The sequence below is a fragment of the Mesohalobacter halotolerans genome, from assembly GCF_006120725.1.
Lineage (GTDB): Bacteria > Bacteroidota > Bacteroidia > Flavobacteriales > Flavobacteriaceae > Psychroflexus > Psychroflexus halotolerans.
Genome location: NZ_SWMU01000004.1, coordinates 103,954 through 127,640, shown reverse-complemented (window position 1 = coordinate 127,640; position 23,687 = coordinate 103,954). Strand labels below are relative to the sequence as shown.

General features: G+C 34.1%; 21 protein-coding genes. 12 read left to right on the top strand and 9 right to left on the bottom strand.

The features are described from left to right. The first annotated feature begins 5 nt into the window (after positions 1–5). Both FCN74_RS10405 and FCN74_RS10400 read left to right on the top strand, forming a co-directional pair. Positions 6–1,256: an endonuclease/exonuclease/phosphatase family protein gene (locus FCN74_RS10405; protein WP_138932535.1), complete on the top strand. Its 1,251-nt coding sequence runs from the start codon at positions 6–8 to the stop codon at positions 1,254–1,256. Continuing rightward, positions 1,253–4,060: a gluzincin family metallopeptidase gene (locus FCN74_RS10400; RefSeq protein ID WP_138932534.1), complete on the top strand. Its 2,808-nt coding sequence runs from the start codon at positions 1,253–1,255 to the stop codon at positions 4,058–4,060. The genes FCN74_RS10405 and FCN74_RS10400 overlap by 4 nt, the downstream gene beginning before the upstream one ends. 31 nt (positions 4,061–4,091) lie before the next feature. Here the strand turns inward: FCN74_RS10400 and FCN74_RS10395 are convergent, their stop codons facing one another. Beyond that, positions 4,092–5,018: a fasciclin domain-containing protein gene (locus tag FCN74_RS10395; protein ID WP_138932533.1), complete on the bottom strand. Its 927-nt coding sequence runs from the start codon at positions 5,016–5,018 to the stop codon at positions 4,092–4,094. Between the two features lie 211 nt (positions 5,019–5,229). Continuing rightward, positions 5,230–6,237 carry a 3-oxoacyl-ACP synthase III family protein gene (locus FCN74_RS10390; protein WP_138932532.1) on the bottom strand — a complete coding sequence of 336 codons (1,008 nt, stop codon included), beginning with the start codon at positions 6,235–6,237 and terminating at the stop codon, positions 5,230–5,232. 210 nt (positions 6,238–6,447) lie between these two features. Between FCN74_RS10390 and FCN74_RS10385 the strand changes: the two genes are divergently transcribed. The 3 genes from FCN74_RS10385 to yaaA all read left to right on the top strand — a co-directional run bounded on the left by FCN74_RS10385 (position 6,448) and on the right by yaaA (position 8,931). Beyond that, entirely contained in the window at positions 6,448–7,047 is a 600-nt protein-coding gene (locus FCN74_RS10385) for a PASTA domain-containing protein (RefSeq protein WP_138932531.1), read from the top strand. Beyond that, positions 7,037–8,065, top strand: coding sequence for an RluA family pseudouridine synthase (locus FCN74_RS10380; RefSeq protein ID WP_138932530.1), 1,029 nt, complete (start codon positions 7,037–7,039; stop codon positions 8,063–8,065). Before FCN74_RS10385 ends, FCN74_RS10380 begins: the two co-directional genes overlap by 11 nt. A gap of 104 nt (positions 8,066–8,169) precedes the next feature. Continuing rightward, the gene (gene yaaA, locus FCN74_RS10375; protein ID WP_138932529.1) at positions 8,170–8,931 is read left to right on the top strand and encodes a peroxide stress protein YaaA; all 762 of its coding nucleotides are present in this window, start codon (positions 8,170–8,172) and stop codon (positions 8,929–8,931) included. A 158-nt stretch (positions 8,932–9,089) separates the two neighbouring features. Here yaaA and FCN74_RS10370 read toward each other — a convergent pair whose 3' ends face one another. Continuing rightward, a complete protein-coding gene (locus tag FCN74_RS10370) occupies positions 9,090–10,505 on the bottom strand; it encodes a S1C family serine protease (RefSeq protein ID WP_138932528.1) in 1,416 nt (471 codons plus the stop codon). A 121-nt stretch (positions 10,506–10,626) separates the two neighbouring features. Between FCN74_RS10370 and dapF the strand changes: the two genes are divergently transcribed. Genes dapF through mltG form a run of 3 tightly spaced genes read left to right on the top strand, consistent with a single transcriptional unit; the run spans position 10,627 to position 12,960 of the window. Beyond that, complete coding sequence (gene dapF, locus FCN74_RS10365) at positions 10,627–11,409, top strand: diaminopimelate epimerase (RefSeq protein WP_138932527.1); 783 nt, start codon at positions 10,627–10,629, stop codon at positions 11,407–11,409. Then, the gene (locus tag FCN74_RS10360; protein WP_138932526.1) at positions 11,403–11,933 is read left to right on the top strand and encodes a GNAT family N-acetyltransferase; all 531 of its coding nucleotides are present in this window, start codon (positions 11,403–11,405) and stop codon (positions 11,931–11,933) included. Before dapF ends, FCN74_RS10360 begins: the two co-directional genes overlap by 7 nt. Continuing rightward, on the top strand, positions 11,923–12,960 hold the full coding sequence (mltG, locus tag FCN74_RS10355) for an endolytic transglycosylase MltG (protein WP_138932525.1): 1,038 nt from the start codon (positions 11,923–11,925) through the stop codon (positions 12,958–12,960). The genes FCN74_RS10360 and mltG overlap by 11 nt, the downstream gene beginning before the upstream one ends. Positions 12,961–12,964: 4 nt before the next feature. Here mltG and bioA read toward each other — a convergent pair whose 3' ends face one another. The 4 genes from bioA to FCN74_RS10335 all read right to left on the bottom strand — a co-directional run bounded on the left by bioA (position 12,965) and on the right by FCN74_RS10335 (position 16,288). Then, entirely contained in the window at positions 12,965–14,269 is a 1,305-nt protein-coding gene (gene bioA / locus FCN74_RS10350) for an adenosylmethionine--8-amino-7-oxononanoate transaminase (protein WP_138932524.1), read from the bottom strand. Positions 14,270–14,293: 24 nt separating this feature from the next. Continuing rightward, entirely contained in the window at positions 14,294–14,746 is a 453-nt protein-coding gene (queD, locus tag FCN74_RS10345; protein WP_138932523.1) for a 6-carboxytetrahydropterin synthase QueD, read from the bottom strand. A gap of 4 nt (positions 14,747–14,750) precedes the next feature. Next, positions 14,751–15,632, bottom strand: a complete 882-nt coding sequence (gene fabD, locus FCN74_RS10340) for an ACP S-malonyltransferase (RefSeq protein WP_138932522.1) — start codon at positions 15,630–15,632, stop codon at positions 14,751–14,753. Positions 15,633–15,763: 131 nt separating this feature from the next. Continuing rightward, complete coding sequence (locus FCN74_RS10335; RefSeq protein WP_138932521.1) at positions 15,764–16,288, bottom strand: DUF7935 family protein; 525 nt, start codon at positions 16,286–16,288, stop codon at positions 15,764–15,766. Positions 16,289–16,422: 134 nt separating this feature from the next. On the opposite strand from FCN74_RS10335, the gene FCN74_RS10330 reads away from it, so the two are divergent. From FCN74_RS10330 to FCN74_RS10320, 3 genes are all read left to right on the top strand, one after another. After that, positions 16,423–18,741, top strand: a complete 2,319-nt coding sequence (locus tag FCN74_RS10330) for an ATP-dependent helicase (protein WP_138932520.1) — start codon at positions 16,423–16,425, stop codon at positions 18,739–18,741. Positions 18,742–19,337: 596 nt separating this feature from the next. Further along, positions 19,338–19,523 (top strand): hypothetical protein, encoded by a 186-nt coding sequence (locus FCN74_RS10325; RefSeq protein ID WP_138932519.1) that lies wholly within the window; start codon positions 19,338–19,340, stop codon positions 19,521–19,523. Beyond that, complete coding sequence (locus FCN74_RS10320; protein ID WP_138932518.1) at positions 19,523–20,209, top strand: OmpA family protein; 687 nt, start codon at positions 19,523–19,525, stop codon at positions 20,207–20,209. Before FCN74_RS10325 ends, FCN74_RS10320 begins: the two co-directional genes overlap by 1 nt. A 61-nt stretch (positions 20,210–20,270) precedes the next feature. Here the strand turns inward: FCN74_RS10320 and FCN74_RS10315 are convergent, their stop codons facing one another. After that, positions 20,271–21,866, bottom strand: coding sequence for an ABC transporter substrate-binding protein (locus FCN74_RS10315; protein WP_317128796.1), 1,596 nt, complete (start codon positions 21,864–21,866; stop codon positions 20,271–20,273). 93 nt (positions 21,867–21,959) lie between these two features. On the opposite strand from FCN74_RS10315, the gene mtaB reads away from it, so the two are divergent. Continuing rightward, on the top strand, positions 21,960–23,294 hold the full coding sequence (mtaB, locus tag FCN74_RS10310; protein WP_138932516.1) for a tRNA (N(6)-L-threonylcarbamoyladenosine(37)-C(2))-methylthiotransferase MtaB: 1,335 nt from the start codon (positions 21,960–21,962) through the stop codon (positions 23,292–23,294). 1 nt (position 23,295) lies between these two features. Here the strand turns inward: mtaB and FCN74_RS10305 are convergent, their stop codons facing one another. Then, positions 23,296–23,589, bottom strand: a complete 294-nt coding sequence (locus tag FCN74_RS10305) for a GNAT family N-acetyltransferase (RefSeq protein ID WP_138932515.1) — start codon at positions 23,587–23,589, stop codon at positions 23,296–23,298. Between the last annotated feature and the right edge of the window lie 98 nt (positions 23,590–23,687).

Below are 23,687 nucleotides of genomic sequence, written 5' to 3'. Positions count from 1 at the left end.
GACTGATGCGATGTTCGATTTATGCCGGTATATTCATGCTGTGGAGTTTGGCGGTTTGGTCTCAAGGCTCCGCTACAATTATGTTTTATAATCTTTTGGAATTTCCAGAAGCACCGCCAAGTAATAGAGAATTAATTTTAAAAGATATTATAGATGCGGTTAACCCTGATATTTTTATGGTCGCTGAATTGCAAAATCAAGTTGGTGCGGATTTAATTCTCAACCAAGCTTTAAACGATGCACAACCTATTTACGCAGCTGTACCTTTTGTTTTAAACACTTCTGGTAATGGGACTTCACTCAACCAATTGTTATTTTACAATACAGATAAATTTAGTTTAGAACTTACTGATATTATTCAAACTTCTTTGAGAGATATCAATCGCTATCAACTCAAAGCCATAACAACTCAATCTGATATCAATCCTATTATTATTGAATTTTTTGTAGCTCATTTTAAGGCTAGTCAAGGTATGACAAATGAGCAAATTCGATTTAATATGGCACAAAATTTCACCAATTATATCAATGCAAATCTCAGTTTGACTGCTAATGTGATTTTTGCTGGAGACTTTAACTTTTACAATGCCAATGAAAGCGGATTTCAACAGTTGTTTATAGGAAACACCAATATCCCTATGAACGACCCAATTAATCAATTAGGCGATTGGCATACCAATTTTGCGTTTTCAAATGTGCATACTCAAAGCACTAGAGAAAGTAACAATAGCTTTAATGATTTTGGTGCCGGTGGTGGTCTGGATGATCGTTTTGATTTTATATTTACTTCAGCAAACCTATTAGACCCAAATCATGAAGTGTATTATGAAAGTGGGTCTTATCAAGCGTTGGGAAATAATGGCAATTGTTTTAATGAAGACATAAGCGATACGTCATGTTCGGGAAGTTTTTCTCAAAACATCAGAAATTTACTCTGGAATATGAGCGATCATTTACCTGTTGTTATGGATCTGGAATTGAATCAAAATTTTTTAAATATTCAGGATTCTTCAGTTCAAAAAATACTTGAATTTTCTGAGGGAAATATTGTCGATAGTCAATTGATTGTTGAAGTTTCTGAAATTTACCTTTCTGATATCAAAAAGCTCAATATCTATAACACTTTAGGGCAACAAATAAAAACGATAGACGTTTTGAATTCAACAATACATATTCCTGTTGAGGATCTACCTAACGGTATTTTTATGCTAAAGGCCAACCGAGGAAAAGCTTTAAAATTTGTAGTATCGCATTGAAAACTTTTAAACTTTCATACCTCTTATTTTGGATCACTTCTCTTGTATTTTCACAACATGAAATGCAAGTTGAAGCAACTTTATTAGATGACAGCAAAACATTGTCGATACAGCAGCAAATTAATTTTAAAAACGAAACAGGTAAGCCGCTAGAATATATTTATTTATACGACTGGATCAATGCCTTTTCTGATAAAAAAAGTGCTTTGGGACAGTGCTTTTCTGAAGAGTTTGTGAGAAAATTTCACTTTGCCGGGAAAGATGAACGCGGCGGTACAACTATAAAAAATCTAAAGCACAATGGACAAGAGCTCTTTTGGAAAAGACCTGTTAACTATCCGGATGTTATTCAAATAAAGCTAGACCAAGCTTTAGCAGATGGACATACTTTTACTTTCGAGATAAATTATCTTATCAAAGCTCCTGATGCTAAGTTTACAAACTTTGGATTTGAAGAAAATCAGCTCAAACTTAAATATTGGCTACTAAAACCAGCATTTTACAAAAATCGATGGTTTATTTATTCTCACAGAAGACTCTTTGATATGCCACAGCAGGTTTTTGATATAAAATTAAAATTTAATCTGCCCTCTGGTTACGACTTGACAACTTCTTTCAAAGGTGAAACTGTCCGGGAAATTGGCAATCAAAAAATTTATGATTTTCCCAATCAAAGTACAGTTGATACAGATATCTACATTCAACGAAAGCAAAACTTTGATATTATTAAGACAGACTTCTCGACCTTAGTTACCAATATTGAATCAGATGACCTTCAAGCTGAAATCAAATCGATTATTGCTCATCGAATTTTAGAGTATTTAGATCAAAACTTAGGATTTTATCCATTTGAAAATATATTGGTTTCAGAGGAAGATTACCAAACCGCACCTGTATATGGTTTAAACCAACTCCCTGCTTTTATACGTCCATTTCCAGATGGATTTCAGTACGATATCAAATTGATTAAAGCCCTAACAGCAAAATACTTAAAAAATACTATCCTCATAAACACCCGACAGGACAAATGGATGCTTGACGCTATTCAGATCAGTTTAATAATCGATTATGTCAACACGTATTATCCTAAAATGAAATTGCTTGGAAAGCTGAGTGACTTTTATGTGATTAAGTGGTTTCATGTAGCAGACTTGGATTTTAACGATCAGTATGATTTTTTATATAAAAATGTGACTAGAAATAATCTACAACAATCCTTAAACACACCCCAAGATTCATTAATTAAATTTAATCAGAAAATTGCAAATCCTTATCAAGCTGGTCTTGGTATGAATTTTTTAAAACACTATACATCCAGAGAATCAGTCTCAAAAGGCATTCAACTTTTTTATAAACATCATAAACTTCAGTTTTCTGAAGTGAAGGACTTTAAAAAATATCTTAGTCAAACCACTGAAAAGAATATCGATTGGTTTTTTGAAGATTACACAAATTTAAAAAGTCCTATAGATTTTAAAATCAAGTCACTCAAACGAGAAAAAGACTCTTTAAAAATCAAAATTATTAACAGAAACAAAACTAAAGTTCCCGTGTCTTTGTTTTGGTTAAAAGATAAAAAGGTTATAGACAAAATGTGGATTGAACCCTTTGATAGTATCATAGCAGTAAAAGTGGCTAGAAAATCTGCTCAAAGAGTAGGTTTAAATCATGATGCAGTAATACCGGAGGTCAACAAACGAAATAACTATAAAGGCGTTACAAAACTATTTAACAAGCCTATACAGGTCAGGCTTTTAGAAGATGTAGAAGATCCAAAATACAATCAACTTTTTGTCATGCCTGAATTTTCTTACAATCTCTACGATGGTATTTCTATTGGACCAAAACTTTATAACGGCACCTTTCTACCAAGACAATTTGATTATAAACTATCACCCAAATATGGATTTAATAGTGGTGCATTAGTAGGTTCAGCTTCAATAAACTATACGTCTTGGCAATACAACAAAGATTTATTTGGCGTAAAAATGGGGATTAATGGATCTCGGTTTTCTTACAATTTTGACTTATTTTTTGAACGCTATTCTGGTTTTTTGACTTTAATGTATCGCAACAACAAAGATCGTAGAAGTAATAAGCGACAATTTTTAACCTTGCGTACGGTCAACGTGCGCCGTGATAGAGATATTACAAATACAGTAGACGATCCCGACTACAATGTGTTTAATGCGAGATATACGTATCAAAACAAAAATTTGGATCGCTTTTTTGTGGCTTCAATCGATTATGAAATTGCACAAAAATTTAGTAAAATATTTGCTACAGCTACTTTTAGGAGACTTTATGAAAACAATAGGCAAATTAATGTTCGTCTGTTTTTAGGGACATTTTTATTTAATGATACACGAGACTCTGACTTTTTTAGTTTCGCTTTAGACAGACCTTCAGACTATATGTTTGACTTAAATTATTATGGACGAAGTGAAGAAAGTGGGTTGTTTAGTCAACAATTTATTATGGCAGAAGGTGGTTTTAAGTCTCAACTCGAGCCTGATTTTGCCAATGAATGGCTTGCCACCTTTAATACAAGTACAACGATATGGAATTGGATCTTTGCCTATGCTGATGCCGGTCTTGTTGGCAATAAATACAATTCACCAAAGTTTTTGTATGATTCCGGAATTCGTTTAAATCTAGTAGAAGACTATTTCGAATTGTATTTTCCAGTTTATTCAAATAAAGGTTGGGAGTTTAATGAGCCTAATTACGATGAAAATATTCGTTTTATTGTGTCTCTAGATTTTCAAACCCTCTTTAGACTCTTTACCAGACGATGGTATTAAATTTTTAAAAGCAGTATTTAAGATTCTAATCCTAGGGGAGAATTACTTTATCTATGGCATGTATCACACCATTACCAGCTTGTATATTTGTGATAATGACATTAGCCATTCTATTGTTTTGATCGGTTATTGTTAAGGTAGAAGCATCCAAATCTATTGAACTACCAAGCGTTGATAGCGTTTCAGTATTCATGTCTTCTTCTCTTAAATTGGAATTATCTAATATATGAGTATTTAAGGTTGAAGTCAATACGGCTGTATCTATATCATCTATAGCCTCTAATTCGAGTTCTGCTAAAAGATCATCAAAAGCTGTATTTGTTGGAGCAAAAACAGTGAACGGCGCTTGACCATCAAAGTCGTTGAGTAGATTTAAAAAATCAGGTTGATCATCTCTACTCAAAGCTGATTGTAAATTTGAAAATCTAGGATCAGCTGAAACAAATGTCGTGAGGTCAGGTATAGGAATTACAGCATCAACAACATGCACAACGCCATTTGAAGCTTCCAGATCTGATATGGTAACATTAGATATTCCGTTTACAACAATGCCGCCATCGACATTTACATAACTATTTATAGTATTTTCATTACCAGATACTGTTTCTGTCGCATTGGTTAGAATATAAGAATTATTAAAATCAGTAGATTCAGCATTGCCGGTAAGTACATGATTCAGTAATAATTGGGTCAGTTCATCGCTGTTAAAGTTTGCCAAATCAATTTGGTTAAACGCCTCATCATGAGGTGCGAAAACAGTAAAAGTCCCATTGTCAAGGGTTTGATCTAGTCCTGTATCGATTAATAATTGTTCTAAGGTGTTGTGGTTTTCACTATCTGCAATGATATCGAAGGTTGTAAGATTTGTATCTATAATTTGACCAGCTTCATCGTCTGCACATGATATTGTGATAAAAAAGAATAGAAGACCTATTAAGCTTGATTTTAAAAAATCCATTAGAAATAATTTTATGTTTTGACAAATGTAATTTACAATTGTGAAAACTTTAATAGAAAACCGATATAAAGTTAAACATTGTTAATTCCTGTAACTTTTGCTGTTTTAATACGTTTGATATATAAGTGATTGCATTTATTTGAATTAGCCTTTTTATAAATACAATATTTTAAATAGAAATCCTTTGAAGAAATATTTCAAAGGATTTTTTTTACCATTTAATAATCGCACTTGCCCATGTAAAACCACTACCAAATGCTGCCAACACCACTGTATCATTTTTTTGTACTTTATTATTTTCCCATGCTTCGGTAAGTGCAATAGGTATAGATGCTGCGGTAGTGTTGCCGTATTTTTGTATATTGTTGTGCACCTGGTCATTACTTAACTTAAATTTTTTCTGAATAAATTGAGCGATTCTCAAATTGGCTTGATGCGGTATAAACATGTCAATGTCTTCTAGTGATAAATCGTTGTGAGCCAATCCTTCATGAATGACTTCAGAAAATCTCACCACTGCATTTTTAAAAACCAACTGACCATTCATATATGGATAATAAGGGATATTGTCTTGTGGATTATCTTTAATAATTTCCGGCACCCAGTATTTTGTACTTGGCCCTATGAGTGATAATTCTTCAGCAAATTTACCCTCAGAATGAAGATGTGTTGATAGAATGCCCGTATGTTTATCTTTACTTCTTGACAATACAGCAGCACCGGCTCCATCGCCAAAAAGGACTGAAACATTACGACCACGAGTAGTCATATCAAGTCCACCGCTGTGATTTTCGCTACCAATGACAAGTATATTTTCATACATTCCTGTTTTGATGTATTGATCTGCGACAGACAGCGCATATACGAATCCACTACATTGATTTCTTACATCCAATGCCGGACAAGTTGAAATATTCAACATATCTTGAATCTGAACACCACATCCCGGAAAATAATAATCCGGGCTTAAGGTTGCAAACACAATTAAATCAATGTCATTTTTATCAATATTAGCGCGCTCTAAAGCTACTTGAGCAGCTTTAAAACCCATGACAGCAGTGGTGTCTTCGCTACCTTTTTTGATATGTCTTCGTTCTTTAATGCCGGTACGTTCTTGAATCCACTCATCGCTGGTCTCCATTATTTGAGCAAGATCGTCATTTGTGACAACATTTTCAGGAACGTATTTACCTAAACCAGATATTTGTGATCGATACATATTTTATATATTAAATATGCAATGTAAGTATAATTCACTTTTTAAAATCTGTTAAAATTCAATATTAATTATGCGCGCATAATAAATTTTTAAAATCTTTTATGGTTTAAAATTGTGATTTTTGCAATTGGATTACTAAAACTATATTTCAATTGAAGGATAAATTTTTCAAGCTATCATTTCATTATATTTGCCTTATATATTCAAAACATGAGTTTTTTTAAATTTTTACTGAGCAAGACATTTTTTAAAAATCTAATCATAGCTGTATTTGTAAGTTTTGCAATAATTGTAGGCTTATTTTATTGGCTAAATTATTATACCAATCACAATGATTATATTGAAGTCCCAGATCTCAGTAAGTTAGAAATGGATATAGTAGAAAAAAAATTAGACCAAATGGGCTTAAGGTATGTCATAATGGACTCAACCGCATACAATCCAGAATACCCTTCATTTTCAGTTGTTGATCAAAACCCAAAACCAGGTCAATCTGTCAAAGAAAACAGAAAGATTTACTTAACGATTAATCCTAAAGATTTCGCTTTTGTGAATATACCGGATAACATTATTGGCAATACCAAAAGACAAGTCTTACCGACTTTACAATCATTGGGTTTTAAAATAGGAAAGATTTCAACAAAACCAGATATTGCTAGAGATGTCGTATTAGAGCTGAAACAAGATGATAAAGTCTTAAAACCAGGCGACAAACTTAAAAAAACTAGTGTTATAGATATTGTAGTTGGTGACGGTAGCTTAAACTATTTAGAATCCAATTCATCAAAATCTTCTAAAGATGAAGAATAGTCAGAACGACAACAGCGAGGATTTTTTTGAACACTATCATTTTACAGCATCAAAAGGACAAGAACCACTTCGTGTCGATAAATTTTTGATGAATTTTATAGAAAATGCTTCAAGGAATAAAATTCAAAAAGCGGCAAAATCAGGTAATATATTTGTTAATGCACAGCCCGTAAAGCCAAATCATAAAGTAAAAGGCGGTGATGAAGTTAAAGTTTTGATGTCTTATCCACCTTATGAAAATCTGTTGGAGCCTGAAAATATCCCGATTGATATTGTCTACGAAGACGATGACCTACTGGTGGTCAACAAAGAAGCTGGGATGGTTGTTCATCCAGGACACGGCAACTATTCGGGTACTTTAATTAATGCCTTAGTCTATCATTTTGAAAATTTACCAAACAATAGTTCAAATCGACCGGGTTTGGTTCATAGAATTGATAAAGAAACCAGCGGTCTTCTGGTAGTGGCCAAAACTGAAGAAGCGATGACGCATCTCAGTAATCAGTTTTTTCACAAAACGAGTCAACGTGAATATGTTGCCTTAGTTTGGGGTGATGTTAAAGACAACGACGGTGTAATAGAAGGCAATATTGGCAGGCATCCTAAAAACAGATTGCAAAATACTGTTTACGAAGGCGATAAAGCTGAATATGGGAAACCTGCAGTAACACATTATAAAGTCCTTGAACGTTTAGGTTATGTGACTTTAGTGTCTTGCAAACTCGAAACGGGTCGTACCCATCAAATTCGCGTTCATATGAAACATATCGGGCACACTTTATTTAATGATTCACGTTATGGCGGTGATAGAATTTTAAAAGGTACCAGCTTTAGTAAATACAAACAATTTGTAGAAAATTGCTTTAAAGTTTTATCTCGCCAAGCCCTTCATGCTAAAACTTTAGGATTTGAACATCCTAAAACAGGGAAGCAACTGTCGTTTAGTTCTGAATTACCAAAAGATATGTATGACTGTGTTGATAAATGGCGCAATTATGCAAAACACGCCAAATATTAATTACAGTTCACATCATAAGCAATCCCTATTCAGAATCTTAATTTTCTATATCATATAGTCGTTTTGAAGCTATTTTTCTATTAAATTTACATGAAAAAATTAAAATGAAAATTCTATTATCACCGGCTAAATCTTTGAATTTAGATCAAAAGTTACCAACCAAAAACTATACAACACCACAATTTTTAGATAAAACCGAAAAACTTCACAAGGTTTTAAAACAATCTTCCAAAAATGAGTTGAAAGACTTGATGTCAATCAGTGATAAATTAGCTAAACTGAATCACAATAGATTTCAAGACTTCTCCATAGATCACCAGCCTCAAAATTCCAGACCAGCTATTTACACATTTGACGGTGATGTTTATGATGGTATTCAGGCTTACGATCTTGCTCAAGATGATATCAATCGCTTACAAGAGCGATTAAGGATCCTTTCTGGTTTTTATGGTCTCCTTAAACCTTTAGATTTAATGCAACCTTATAGATTAGAAATGGGCACATCACTAAAAGTTCAAAAATCCAAAAACTTATATGAATTTTGGCAAGAAACACTGACAGAATTCCTGAACGATGAGATTGCAGAAGAAGAGTTCGTGGTCAATTTAGCCAGTAAAGAGTATTCAAAATCTATACAAAAATCAAAATTGAAAGGGCAGTGGGTTGAGCCCGTTTTTAAAGATTATAAAAATGGCAAGCTGAAGGTCATTAGTTTTTATGCTAAAAAAGCCAGAGGCATGATGACAAAACATCTTGCAAAGATTGACAATCCTGGTTATGAAGATATTTTAAAATTTAATGAAGACGACTACGCTTTTAGTAAGTCTGAAACTAAAAATGATTTGCAACCTGTATTTGTAAGGTAAAAACAAGGCTGTCTCAAAACCAGAAACCATGTCATTCTGAATTTATTTCAGAATCTTAATAATTTGGTTTTCAGTTGTTATAAGAATCTGAAACGAGTTCAGATTGACGAAACAACAGGTTTTGAGACGCCTTCTTTTAAATCTGTTAATTTTTGACCTTACCTAAATACATAAGTTTTACTTTCACCATTAGGTGCTGTAAAGGTTAATGATAATGGTTCGTAGGGGTCACGATTATCTAATATCTCACGTAAAGATTTTATATCTTTTACTGTTTGGTCTTCTGCTTTTGTGATATAAATGCCTACCAAATTCTCTGCAATCATGCTGTCATTAAGAAGCTTGTTAATTTTAACTCCGTTTTCAATACCATATTCTCTGCGTTCTTCTTTAGTTGGGTTAACCACTTCAACTCCAATTTCTTTAATTCTGTAATATTCGTATTTTTCTAAGGTAACTGTTGTTGTTTTAACTTTGCCATTTCTAATAAAAGTAACCAAAACGCGATCTCCGGGATTTTTTGAACTTAAAAATCCACTCAAATCTGAAAATTTCCTAATTTTTATGTCATCCAATTTGATGATAACATCTTTTTCTTGAAGCCCGGCTTTTTGAGCACCGCTACCATCATCAACTTTAGCAACATAAAAGCCTTGTGTTTGTTCTAGATCTTCAAATTGCTTGTAATTTTCAGCTGTAATATCAGTGCCTCTCACACCGAGAATCGCTTTTTGCACATTGCCATATTCTATTAAATCTTCAACAATTTTTTTGACATTATTTGAAGGAATAGCAAACGAATAACCAATATAACTTCCTGTTCTAGAAGTGATTGCGGTGTTAATTCCTATCAATTCACCTTTAGCATTCACCAAAGCGCCTCCGCTGTTTCCAGGGTTGACTGCAGCATCGGTTTGTATAAACGATTGTATCATATTACTAGATTCATCAAGACTACGACCTTTGGCACTGACAATTCCCGCTGTGACTGTAGACGTTAAATTGAATGGATTGCCAACTGCTAAAACCCATTCACCTAAATTAATATGGTCTGAATCGCCAAAAGATATGTAGTCTAAACCTTGCGCATCAATTTTGAGTAAAGCTAAGTCATTGTCTGGTGCACTACCGATGACTTCAGCTTGATAAGTTTCATTATTATTTAATGTGATTTCCACCTCACTCGCACCTTTTATCACGTGGTGGTTGGTTACAATATAACCATCAGGTGTAATAATCACACCTGAACCAATACCTCTAACCGCTTTTTGCGTTTCACCAGAACCCTGACCAAAATAGTATTCAAAAAAACTTTGTGGTCTAGAATAAGTCGTGACATTTTTTACATGCACAACTTTGCTTACCGTATTATTTGCGGCTTCAGTAAAATTAAAATTTTCTGGAACAGCTTTAGAATAATTATAAGCTGCTGTTTGATGCACTGGTGGTTGATTAAGATTTACGGCCTCTTGATGAGGTCGCTCTATTTCTGTTTGAAATGCAAAATGGTAAGTTCCTAAGCTTATCATTCCGCCTAAAATAGCGATGCTGAGATAACTTGCAATTTTTTTCATAACGTCATACTTTTATTCAAATTTAGTTTTTTAAGATTCTATATTCTTTTGGTTTTAACGACATTTTAACCTGTTTCTACTTGATCAAAAATTGTATCTTTGAGCTCCAATTTTTCATTTTATGTCCAAAGCACTTCAATTTTATAAATATCAAGGTACAGGTAACGATTTTGTCATTATTGATAACCGAACAAATAATTTCAAAAATAATACCAAACTTGTTAAAAAGTTATGTGACCCTAAATTTGGCATTGGAGCCGATGGGTTGATTTGCTTAGAAAACTCTATGAACCATGACTTTAAAATGGTTTATTTTAATGCCGATGGACATGAAAGTAGCATGTGTGGTAACGGCGGAAGATGTATTGTTGCCTTTGCAAAACACCTCGGCATAATAGAGAAACACTGCACTTTTGAAGCTGTAGATGGGCTTCATAAAGCACAAATAGAAAGCAATGGTCAAGTTCAATTAAAAATGTCAGATGTTGATGAAATTAATAATTATGATAATAATATCGTATTAGATACAGGCTCACCTCATTTTGTGTCGTTTATTGAAAATGTAGAAAACATAGATGTTCATAAAAAGGGTGCTGATATTAGGTATTCTGACCCTTTTACAAAAGACGGTATCAATGTCAATTTTGCTCATGTAGAGAAAGACACTCTAAAGATTAGAACATACGAAAGAGGTGTTGAAGATGAAACTTTGTCTTGTGGAACCGGTGTAACAGCTGTTGCTATAGCTGCTGCAGATCAAAAATTGATTTCTACAAATCTTATAAACATAAAAACTCCCGGTGGAAGCTTAAGTGTAAAATTTGATAAGTCAACTTCTGGCTATGAAAATGTTTGGTTAATTGGTCCAGCAAAAATGGTCTTTAAAGGTGAAATACTATGTTAAGTTTTGGCGCTAAGCATATTTATCTAAGAGCCTTAGAGGCTGAAGATTTGTCATTTTTAGAACATATCGAAAACGATGAAAAGTTATGGCATTTAAGTAATACACAAACGCCGTTTTCTAATGATATTTTAAAAAACTATTTAGACAATCGGCATCGAGATATTTTTGAAGTCAAACAATTGCGCCTAGTCATTTGCAAAAATGAAGATAATCAGCGTGTCGGTTTTATCGATATTTACGACTTTTCACCACGGCACAAACGCGCTGGTTTAGGCATTGTGATTGAACAAACTTTTCGAGGTCAGGGATTTGCTAAGGAAGCCATTAATGCCATATCAAAATATGGATTTGAACACTTAGATTTACATCAGTTTTTTGCTCACATAGAATTAGACAACTTTGAAAGTATAAAACTCTTTGAAGCTTGTGGTTTTGAAAAAACCGGTGAAAAAAAAGATTGGAACTATCATCACGGTCAATTTTACACTGAAGCCATATATCAAAATATTAGACATGTACATTAAAAGAATTCTTTTGTTTATTGCGATTGCTCTAGCTTTGGTTTTAGGCTATATGAGTTATACAATTTATCAAGCGATTTTTTCTCCAAACACTGCTTTTAAGGCAAAATCGGTTTCAGTTTATATTTCAAAACATGACAATTACGATAGTCTAATTCAACAATTAGAACCCGTTTTAAAAGATACTGAAAGCTTTATCAGTGTGGCTAAGCGAAAAGAATATCAACCTCAAGCAGGACACTATATCATTAAAAAAGATATGAATAATAACGAAATGGTCAATGTGTTAAGAAGTCAAAACACACCAATTGATATCACGTTTAACAATGCAGAAAGTCTCGCAGAGCTGAGCGGAATTCTGGCGTCACAATTTGATGTAGATTCTATTGAACTCCATAAAGTGCTTAGCGCAGAGTCATTTTTAAAGCAAAAACAAATGACTCCACAACAATCTTTATCCCTTTATATCCCCAACACTTATGAGTTTTATTGGAACGCAAAACCTAAAGATATTCAAAATCGGCTACTGGAGCAAAGTGAAAAGTTCTGGAATGCCTCACGTGAAGACAAACGAAAAGCTTTAAACTTAAATCGCTTAGAAGTTTCGGTGTTGGCCTCAATTGTTCAAAAAGAAACCCTAAAAGTCGATGAACGACCAAAAGTGGCTGGCGTATATATCAATAGGCTAAAACGCGGTATGAAACTCCAAGCAGACCCAACTGTGATTTATGCTTTAAAGCAAAAATATAAAACCCCTGACACTATCATCAGAAGAGTTTTAACCAAAGATTTAAAAATTGACTCGCCATTTAACACCTACAAATATGCAGGTCTGCCACCTGCACCGCTTATTATGCCAGATATTTCTTCGATTGATGCGGTGCTGAATTATGAACAACATAAGTATTTGTATTTTGTCGCCAGCACCACTAATCCTGGATACCATATTTTTGCTAAAACACTTCGCGAGCATAATAGAAACGCCAGACAGTATAGGCGCTGGATCAATCAGCAACAAATTTATAGATAGGTTTTTAAAATTCAAATTCTAAAACCTCTTCTAATGCTCTGTAAACCTGACTTAATTCTGCTCTAGAAATGACATAAGGTGGGACGATGTAAACGGTATTACCTAAAGGTCTCAGATAAATCCCTTTGGTCATAAAAAATTGGTATAAACGATCTCTAACATTACTATATCGTTCTATGTTGAGATCCAGATCTAAAGCTAAAATTACGCCAATGTGCCTAATAGATTTCAAATTAGGATGGTTTTTAATTTTTGTTTTAAAACTCTGATGCGCTTCAATAATATGTTGTATCTGTTGTTGAATTTCAGGTGATTGATACAATTTTAAAGCTTCAATAGCCACAGCGCAGGCTAGAGGATTGCCAGAGTAGGTGTGGGCGTGAAATAGACCTTTAGCCACATCATCGTCGTAAAAGGCATCATAAATATAGTCTTGACATGCCGTGATGCCCATTGGCAGCATTCCTGCTGTAAGGGCTTTACTCAAACAAATGACATCGGGTTGTGTTTCAATTTGCTGAGAAGCAAAACAAGTACCAGTTTTGCCGAAGCCTGTCATCACTTCGTCTGCGATGCATATAATGTTCTGGGTTTTACAATAGTTTAAAATATCATTTAAATCCGATTTATCATAAGTTTTCATTCCTGCAGCACCTTGAATTAATGGTTCGTAAATAAAACCAGCAACCTTATTTTGACTGCAAAGTGTTTTCAGTTGAGTTAAAACAAGCTTATTATTTTTACCATTAGGTTTTGGAAGTCTAACGACTTTTATAAAATGTTTTTCAAACGCACCATTGTAAACCGATAGGCCTGAAACAGACATTGCGCCGAAAGTATCACCGTGAAATCCTTCTTCAAAAGCTATGAGAGTATCTTTGTCCCGACCGAGGTTATGATGGTACTGCAAAGCCATCTTAATCCCAATTTCTGTGGCTGTTGAACCATTGTCATTATAAAATACTTTTGAAATTTTGTCAGGTAAAGCAGCCAATAGATTTTCTGCCAGCTCAACAGCGGGTTGATGTGTAAACCCACTAAAAATAATTTGGTCGAGTTGTTGTGATTGTTGTTGTATAGCGTTGACTAATTTTTTATGACAATGTCCATACATCGCCGTATACCAAGAACTGATCGCGTCAATATAAACGTTTCCATCTACGTCGTAAAGTTTACATCCTTTAGCTTTTACAATTGGTAAGGTGATTTGTTGCGTTTTATGCTGCGTTAAGGGATGCCATATCACGGACTTATCACGTTGTGATAGTGAGGTATTATCTTTTACTGGTGTGTCCGTTTTTTTTGACAATGGTTCTTTTTTTAAAAAATCTCGCTAATTTTGGTCAGCGGCATACCATTCGGCAAAGGCGGTCTCCGTTTCTCTTAATTTGAGTGAATGTAGTCTAAGGTTTTTATCTAATTTGGCTTTAATTGTTTCAGCAAAATCAGCCACCATATTTTCACTTGTAGGTTGGTAATTGACTTCAACAATTTTATGTCCGGAAGACTGTAATTCCTGTGCCAAATTTTGATGTGGAGAATTTGTATTGAGCATTATGGCGTGGTCTAACTTATCGACGATTTCAGATTTTACGATATGTTTTAAGTCACCAAAGTCAATCACCATACCACATTTAGGGTGAGAAGAATCTTCAATAGGTTCTCCAATTACGCAAACATCGAGCTTATAGCTGTGACCGTGAATATTTTTACATTTACCGTCATAGCCGTGTAAAGCATGAGCCATTTCAAAAGTAAATTGTTTTGTAATTCTAATTTCAGACATAATTTTAAATACTTGCACTTTCAGTAGGAAATCGTCGATCAATTTTTTTCATTAAACCTTGAAGCACTTTTCCAGGACCAACTTCAGTGTAATGCGTCATACCATCTTTGAGCATATTCTGCATAATTTGCGTCCATCGCACAGCTGAAGTCAATTGTTCAACAAGGTTTCTTTTAATTTCATCAGGTGTATGAACAGCTTGGGCATTGACATTTTGATAAATCGGGCATTGCGGTTTTGAAAACTTGGTATTTTCAATAGCTGAAGCCAGAGCTTCTTTAGCAGGTGACATTAAAGGTGAATGAAATGCACCACCGACGGGTAAAATTAGAGCGCGTTTAGCGCCTTTTTCTTTTAAAGTTTCACAAGCCTTTTCTACGGCTTTTACTTCACCTGAAATCACCAATTGTCCTGGACAGTTGTAATTTGCAGGGACGACTATGCCTTCTGTATTTGAACAAACTTCTTCAACGACATCATCGTCCAGTCCTAAAACGGCAGCCATTGTCGATGCTTGAGCTTCGCAAGCTTTTTGCATCGCTAAAGCACGTTGGTGAACTAATTTTAGACCATCTTCAAAACTTAAGGTTCCGTTTGCTACCAAAGCAGAAAATTCACCGAGGGAATGGCCAGCTACCATATCGGGCTGAAATTTATCACCCAAAACTTGACTTAAAATGACAGAGTGCAAAAATATAGCAGGTTGTGTAATTTCTGTTTGTTTGAGGTCTTCAGCAGAACCTTCAAACATGGTTTTTGTAATGTCAAAGCCCAAAATAGAATTGGCCTCTTCAAAACGTTGTTTAGCTTGGTTTGAGCTTTCGTAAAGGTCAAGCCCCATGCCCGAAAATTGAGCACCTTGTCCCGGGAATACGTATGCTTTCATCTGATTTTAATTTTATGGTCAAAACATGAACAAATTGAAATTTATTCATAATTTTAGAATTGTTGCTTAAAGTACAAAAGTAGAGCCTTTTTTATGACTTTACAAGTCCTATTTTTAAGGAAATTGATTTATTAAAACATAGCCTTCATTTCTTTTTTAATCATTTGTAGAGCAATATCATGAGGTGAATTTTTTTGATCAAGTAAATTTGTTAATAAAGTTTCTCTAAGTTTATAAGCATCGGTAATATTATCGCTCATATTGGTTTTTCTGATTCTAGAAATTGTGGTGTTTTTGGCAGTTTTAATTACATTCCAGCATTGATTACTAACGTAGATTTGTTGTACTAAGTTGTGTTCAAACTCTTGATCTATAGTCTTAATTAATAAATCTTCATAAGCATTTTTGTCTTGGCTTATAGGCTTAACACGATTCAGCAAACTGCCTAAAGAAAGCCTTTCTGTGAGTAGTGCTAGCCTTTCGTAGGCTTGTAAGCGAATGGGTAAGGTCTCTTTTTGGTATTTAAGTCGAATATCTAGACGTTGTTTTTGCTGAAGATGTTCGACATGGGTTTTAAAAAAATAAAACGCAACACCTCCTACAATTAAACTCGATAGAAAGAAAGAGACTAAAATTGAAAAATTAAAATCTGTCATTATTTGAAAATTTGAGTGTAAATATAAACATTGGTTAACACAATTACGTCTGAATTGCTTTTTGAAATTAAAATACAATCTCAGCTTGATTTCATTAAGGTTTAATTAATTTTGAATTTTAAAAAATAAAAAATTTGCAAGCCTACTTAGACGAATTGAACGATGCCCAACGCGAAGCTGTATTGCAAAAAGATGGGCCAATGATAGTTATTGCCGGTGCGGGTTCCGGTAAGACAAGAGTTTTAACTTACCGTATTGCGCACCTAATGAATCAAGAGATTGATCCTTTTAACATTCTCGCATTGACTTTTACCAACAAAGCTGCTCGAGAAATGAAAAGTCGGATTGCTAAAATTGTGGGGCCAAGTGAAGCAAAAAATTTATGGATGGGAACGTTTCACTCCGTTTTTGCAAGGCTATTACGATTTGAAGCTGACAAATTAGGTTTTCCTTCTAATTTTACCATTTATGATACACAAGATTCCCAAAGATTAGTCAATAGTATCATTAAAGAAATGAACTTAGACAAAGATGTCTATAAGTATAAACAAGTTTATTCGCGAATTTCATCATATAAAAATAGCCTTATTACGGTTAAAGCTTATCGCCAAAACCCAGAACTTCAAGAAGCCGATGCCATGGCAAAGCGCCCACGTCTCGGCGATATTTACGAAGAATACGTCAATCGTTGTTTTAAGGCTGGCGCTATGGATTTTGATGATTTATTATTGAAAACCAACGAATTATTAACGCGCTTTCCTGATGTGTTATCTAAATATCAACACCGTTTCCAATACATTTTAGTCGATGAGTATCAGGATACTAATCACTCTCAATATTTAATTGTTCGGGCTTTAAGTGATAGATACCAAAATATTTGTGTGGTTGGTGACGATGCTCAAAGTATTTATGCCTTTAGAGGTGCCAATATCAATAATATCTTAAATTTTCAAAGAGATTATGATGAGGTCAAAACCTATAAACTTGAGCAAAATTACCGTTCGACTAAAACCTTGGTCCAAGCTGCCAATTCTGTCATTGAAAAAAACAAAAAACGGCTCGAAAAAGTGGTTTGGACTTCAAACCATCAAGGAGATAAAATTAAAATCAACCGATTACTCAATGACGCTGAGGAAGGTCGATATGTAGCTTCTACCATTTTTGAACTGCAGATGCAAAACCAGTTGGATTACGATCAATTTGCAATTCTTTACAGAACTAATGCGCAAAGTCGCGCAATGGAAGATGCCTTGCGCAAAAAAGACATGCCTTACCGTATTTATGGCGGCTTATCCTTTTACCAACGTAAAGAAATAAAAGATACTTTGGCCTATCTGCGACTCATTGTTAATCCTAAAGATGAAGAGTCTTTAAAACGAATAATCAATTATCCTACACGTGGTATTGGTCAAACTACCTTAGACAAATTGGTTTTGGCAGCCAATCACTACAAGCGTTCTATTTTTGAAATCATAGAAAATATTCAAAAAATTGATTTGCCTATTAACAAAGGGATTCAGACAAAACTGATCAATTTTGTCAATATGATTAAGAGTTTTCAGATTACTGCTGATAAACTCAACGCATTTGAATTGACAGATCTAGTCATAAAAAAAACGGGTTTACTCCAAGAATTCAAAAAAGATGGCACACCTGAAGGCATAACGAGAGTAGAGAATTTAGAAGAATTGCTCAATGGCGTTAAAGATTTTGTAGAAGGTCAAAATGAAGTGGAAGAGGCTACAGGTTCAATCAGTGAATTTTTAGAAGATGTGGCCTTAGCGACAGATTTTGATAATGAAAAAGGAGATAGCAATCGCGTTTCCTTAATGACGGTCCATTTAGCTAAAGGCTTGGAGTTTCCATATGTATTTATTGTCGGGATGGAAGAAGATTTATTTCCCTCAGCAATGAGTATGAATACCCGAAGTGAGCTAGAAGAAGAACGACGATTGTTTTACGTCGCCTTAACCCGAGCCGAAAAACAGGCTTACATTACTTATACCTTATCGCGATACCGATGGGGAAAGTTGATAGATGCTGAACCAAGTCGCTTCATAGATGAAATTGATGAGAATGCCATAGAGTATAATATTTCTGAAGATTCATACCGTTACAAACCTCAGATTGATGCAGATATATTTGGTGAAGTAGACAAGTCTAAGTTAAGGCAAACCAAACCCAAAAAAGGGACGCCACCACCAAGCCATAAACCAACAGAGAAGCAACTGCGAAAATTGAGAAAAGTTAAACCCACTTCAAATCAAAACTCAGCAAAAGAAGATCTGATGACATTAAAAAAAGGACAAATGGTAAAGCACGGCAGGTTTGGTAGAGGTAAGGTGTTAAGTATTTCTGGTGTGGGTCAAGATAAAAAAGCAGAAATTCAATTTGAAAAGGCCGGGCTAAAAAACTTGCTGTTGCGGTTTGCTAAATTGGAGTTATTGTCTTGATTTCAAGCTCTTTTTAGCAATTAAATTTTAGTTTTATATTATTTTTATTTTATTTGAATTATAAATGTGTTAATATTAATCAATCTAAATTTTTTAAAATGAAAAATTTTGTGTATTTAATTTTGTTTATGCCATTATTTATGATGGCGCAAGATTAACAAAATGATGAAACAAATAATGATGAGTCTAATAGTGAGTAGACTTATCAGGAATACGAACCTTTTGATGATTACGATCAATGGTTTTTAGAATTTGGAATTGGGGGTAATAAAGCTGCAAGAGCACACACTGGTGCTCAGCCAGAATTTCTGAATCCCTCTAGCGGTATAACAGATATTACGAACACTTCTCTTATTTCAGGAATTCATGCTAATTTGGCACTGCGATATATGTTTAATGATAAGTTTGGTTTGAGATTGAAAGGTGGATACAATGATATTAATGCAGATGAAGATTCAAGTACTTAAGATTATAATTCTACTTACATTCAGTCAAGCTTAGAAACAGTTTTTAACTTAGGTAGTATTCTAGATTTTCAAAACTGGACAAACAATTTTAACCTTCAGTTTTATACGGGTGTAGGCGCTGGATTATTAATGCCGGACGATCAATTTATTGATGATCAAGACTTAGTGTTTTCAGCAGTTGCTGGAGTTACACCTATGTTTAGAATAAGTGATCAAGTGTTCTTAAAATTTGACTTTATGACGGCTGTCAATTTTGGTCAGGATACAACTGGGATGGCATATCATCGGTTACTAAGCGTGCAGTTGATGGTTTAATGTTTAATGCCTCAGTAGGTTTGAATATTGCGTTAGGTAAAAAACAACGAAATATAGATTGGTATCACGTTTACAATAATGAAGAAACAGAATTAGCATTATTGAGAGAAGAAGTTGATGCTTTAAAACAAAAATTAACCGACTCGGATCAAGATGGCGTACTTGATTTCTTAGACCGAGAACCAGGTACAACAAATGGTGTGGAAGTTAACACTAAGGGAATTGCCATTGACAGAAATCAAAATGGTATCCCTGATGAACTTGAGAATACTCTTGAGACAAGTTATGTTTCAAAATCTGAGTTCAGAGATAGTCAGTCAAAAGCTGAAGCCTCAGACGTTGTCAGATTTCTTATCAATAAAGGATATATAAATGTATGTTTTGGTTTTGATAGTGTTGTGCCAGAAGCGTCATCAATACAAGACATTAACTCAATTGTGTTGTTCTTAAAGCAAAATCCTGAAGAAAACATCGAACTTACAGGCTATACAGATCCTATAGGAAACAAAGCTTACAACGAAAGATTATCTAAAAGTAGAACTAAATATATTAACGATATCTTAGTTTCTGCCGGTGTAGAGCAGTCTAGAATAGAATTTAAAGGTTCTGGTGTTAATCCAAACTTTGAGAATAACTCTAAATACTCTAGAAAACTATCTAGAAAAGTTATGATTAAACTCAAATAATGTGAGCTAGTTTTTTAAAATGTTTTTAAAAGGAGTAATTTCAAAAGAAGTTACTCCTTTTTTATTTAGTCTTATAGACATTTTTTAAGTCTAGTAAATTTACCGGATTAATACCCAAACCTTTGATATTTTGCTGTTTAAAGCGAATGACCTCATCATAAAATAATGGTATTATAACAGCTTCATCAATAATTAATGAATCTAATTGATGGTAGTACTGCACCCTTTGCTTTTGAGATGAAGTCTTCAAACTCTTTTTATAAATACTATCGTAAAAACGAGATTCAAAATGGGTGTAGTTTGGACCATTTGGGCTTTTATTTTTACTGTAAAATAAGCTGAGGTAATTTTGAGCATCGGGATAATCTGCTATCCAACTTGCCCTAAAAGCGTCTAATTGCCCTGATGAGCGCTTTTGTCTTAAGGTTGAAGCCGGTAGAACATTAACCTTTACTTTGATGCCAAAATCGCTTAATTCTGCTTGGATAAACTCTATTAAATCTACATACTGGGCGTTTGTTGAAATTGTAACTTGTGGCGTTTTATGACCTGTGTTTTGGATGTATTTTTTCATCAATTTTTTAGCTTTTTCAGGTTGATAAGTAAAACCTTCTATACCGCCAAAACCGGGTAAACCTTTTGGGATAAAACCTTGATTTGCTGGTATTCCTATACCATTTCTTAAATACTTAATCATTTTTTGCCGATCAAACCCATAATTAATGGCTTTACGTAAATTTTTGTTTTGAACATCCGATTGAGAATTGCCTAAATAGAACCCAATATATTCACTATTTAAATAAGGTGACTTATCTAAAATAATTTGGTTTTTATATTTTTCTTTCAGCTGACCGTCAGCTTTCAAGAGTTCGTCTTTGTAAGACACATCAAGTCCACTCATAAAGTCTAAGTTGCCTTGAACAAACTGCATAAATTCACTTTGTTTGTCTGGCAAAAACGTAATGGCAACAGCCTCTAAATAGGGAAGTTGTTGACCTGTACTATCAGTTTCAAAATACAATGGATTTTTTCTAAGCACCAGTTTTTCTTGAGGAATCCAGCGCTTAAACTGAAATGGCCCGGTACCTGTAGGATTTTTTCTAAAATCAATTTCACCAGAGCCCACTTCTTCTGGCACCACAGAGCAATATTTCATGCTGAGCAAACCAAGAAATGCAGGAAAATGTTCTTTGAGTTTTATTTCTACTGTAACATCATCCAAAGTTTTTATTGATTCTACAGGTTTCATAATCCAAGAACCTGGAGAAGCGAGGTTTGGGTCAGTAAGGCGTTTTAAGCTAAAAACGACATCTCTTGCACCAAGTCGTCGCTTTTTGTTTTTAAAAACCCAACTTTTATGAAAATAAACATCATCTCTGAGCTTAAATGTATAAGTTAAACCGTCTTCACTAACTGTCCAAGATCTTGCCAGCTCGGGTTTAAGGTTTAGGCTGTCATTTAAACCAATTAAAGTGTTGTAAAGTTGATGCACAGCCCATATATTTCTTTGGTCTTTGGCAAAAGCGGGATCTAAAGACGTGATGTCAGAATGCTCGTTGTAGCGAAAGACTAAATTTGACCGATCCGGCTTATTTTTGTTTTGACAAGCTGTGAGAATGGCTAAAATTAGAACAATGTATAATCTTTTGAATTTCAATTTTTTCAAGACGTTTATAGTTGATATATTTGCAAAACCATATTCGAAGATAAAGAATATCACATTTACAAGTCGATAATTACAAATTAAAATATGCCAAATCAAGTTGCATTTTACACTTTGGGTTGTAAACTCAATTTTTCTGAGACTTCTACAATAGCTCGTCAATTTCAAGATGAAGGTTTTGAGCGTGTAGATTTTAATCAGCAAGCAGATATTTACATTATCAATACTTGTAGTGTGACTGAAAATGCAGATAAACGTTTTAAAACCATCGTTAAAAAAGCTTTGAAAACCAACCCGGATGCTTTTATTATAGGTGTTGGATGTTATGCACAGCTTAAACCACAAGAATTGGCAAGTGTTGATGGTGTAGATTTGGTTTTGGGAGCCACCGAAAAATTTAAAGTTACAAACTATATCAACGACTTAAGCAAAAATGATTTTGGCGAAGTGCATTCTTGTGAAATTAATGAAGCTGATTTTTATGTCGGATCGTATTCTATTGGTGATCGTACACGTGCGTTTTTAAAAGTGCAAGACGGTTGTGATTACAAGTGCACATATTGTACCATTCCCCTGGCAAGAGGGATTTCGCGTTCAGATACATTAGATAATGTTTTAAAAAATGCTAAAGACATTTCAGAACAAGACATCAAAGAAATTGTGTTAACTGGCGTCAATATTGGCGACTATGGTAAAGGAGAATTTGGCAATAAAAAACACGAACATACATTTTTAGATCTGGTCAAGGCTTTAGATGATGTCAAAGGGATCGAACGATTGCGTATTTCTTCAATCGAACCTAATTTACTTAAAGATGAAACTATTGACTTTGTTGCAAAGAGTGAACGCTTTGTACCACACTTTCACATACCATTACAAAGCGGTAGCAATACTTTATTAAAAAAAATGCGTCGTCGCTACATGAAAGAACTCTATGTCAATCGGGTAGAGCGCATTAAGTCTGTGATGCCCGATGCTTGTATAGGTGTGGATGTCATTGTAGGTTTTCCAGGTGAAACTGATGAGTTTTTTCTAGAAACCTACGAGTTTTTAAATCAACTAGATATTTCTTATTTACACGTTTTCACCTATTCGGAGCGGGACAATACGCCCGCAGCAGAAATGGACGGTGTTGTGCCTAAAGCAGTCAGGAAAAAACGCAGTAAAATGCTAAGAGGTCTTTCCGTTAAAAAACGACGTGCTTTTTACGAAAGTCAAATTGGCAAAACAAAAACCGTTTTATTTGAAGATCAAAACAAGGAAGGTTATATTCAGGGTTTTACTGAAAATTATGTTAAGGTAAAGTTGCCCTGGGATCCTTACCTGGTCAATACACTTCAATCTGTAATATTAAACCATATAGATGCTGATGGCATAGTGAGAGGTGAATTAGTGGAAAGAGAAGTCTTAGAAACTATTTAACCTAAAGGGTAATTCCTACAGGCAGTAGGTGCTTGTATTCTGAACGATTTTTTTTGAAAAAAGCAGCAACTTTTGGACAAGTTGGTACAACTTTGCCATCTTCTTCAACAAGCAGGTCCAATACCTTTGTGATAAATAAATCTTGATATTTTTCCTCTGATAAGGATTTGTCAATCTCAAAGCGAGTTAAAAAAATGTTTTTGGCCTGTTCTGAATATTCAAGTTTTATTAAACAACCCTCAACTTTAGCTTCGAATTGTCTCAAAAAATCATTTTTTTTTATCTCTAAACTCATGTCACAAAAACTTTAAATGAAATTGATAAATATTAAATGAACTTCTATGTGATACCTCAAATATATCGTAAATTTACAAAAAATATTTGTAAAGAATT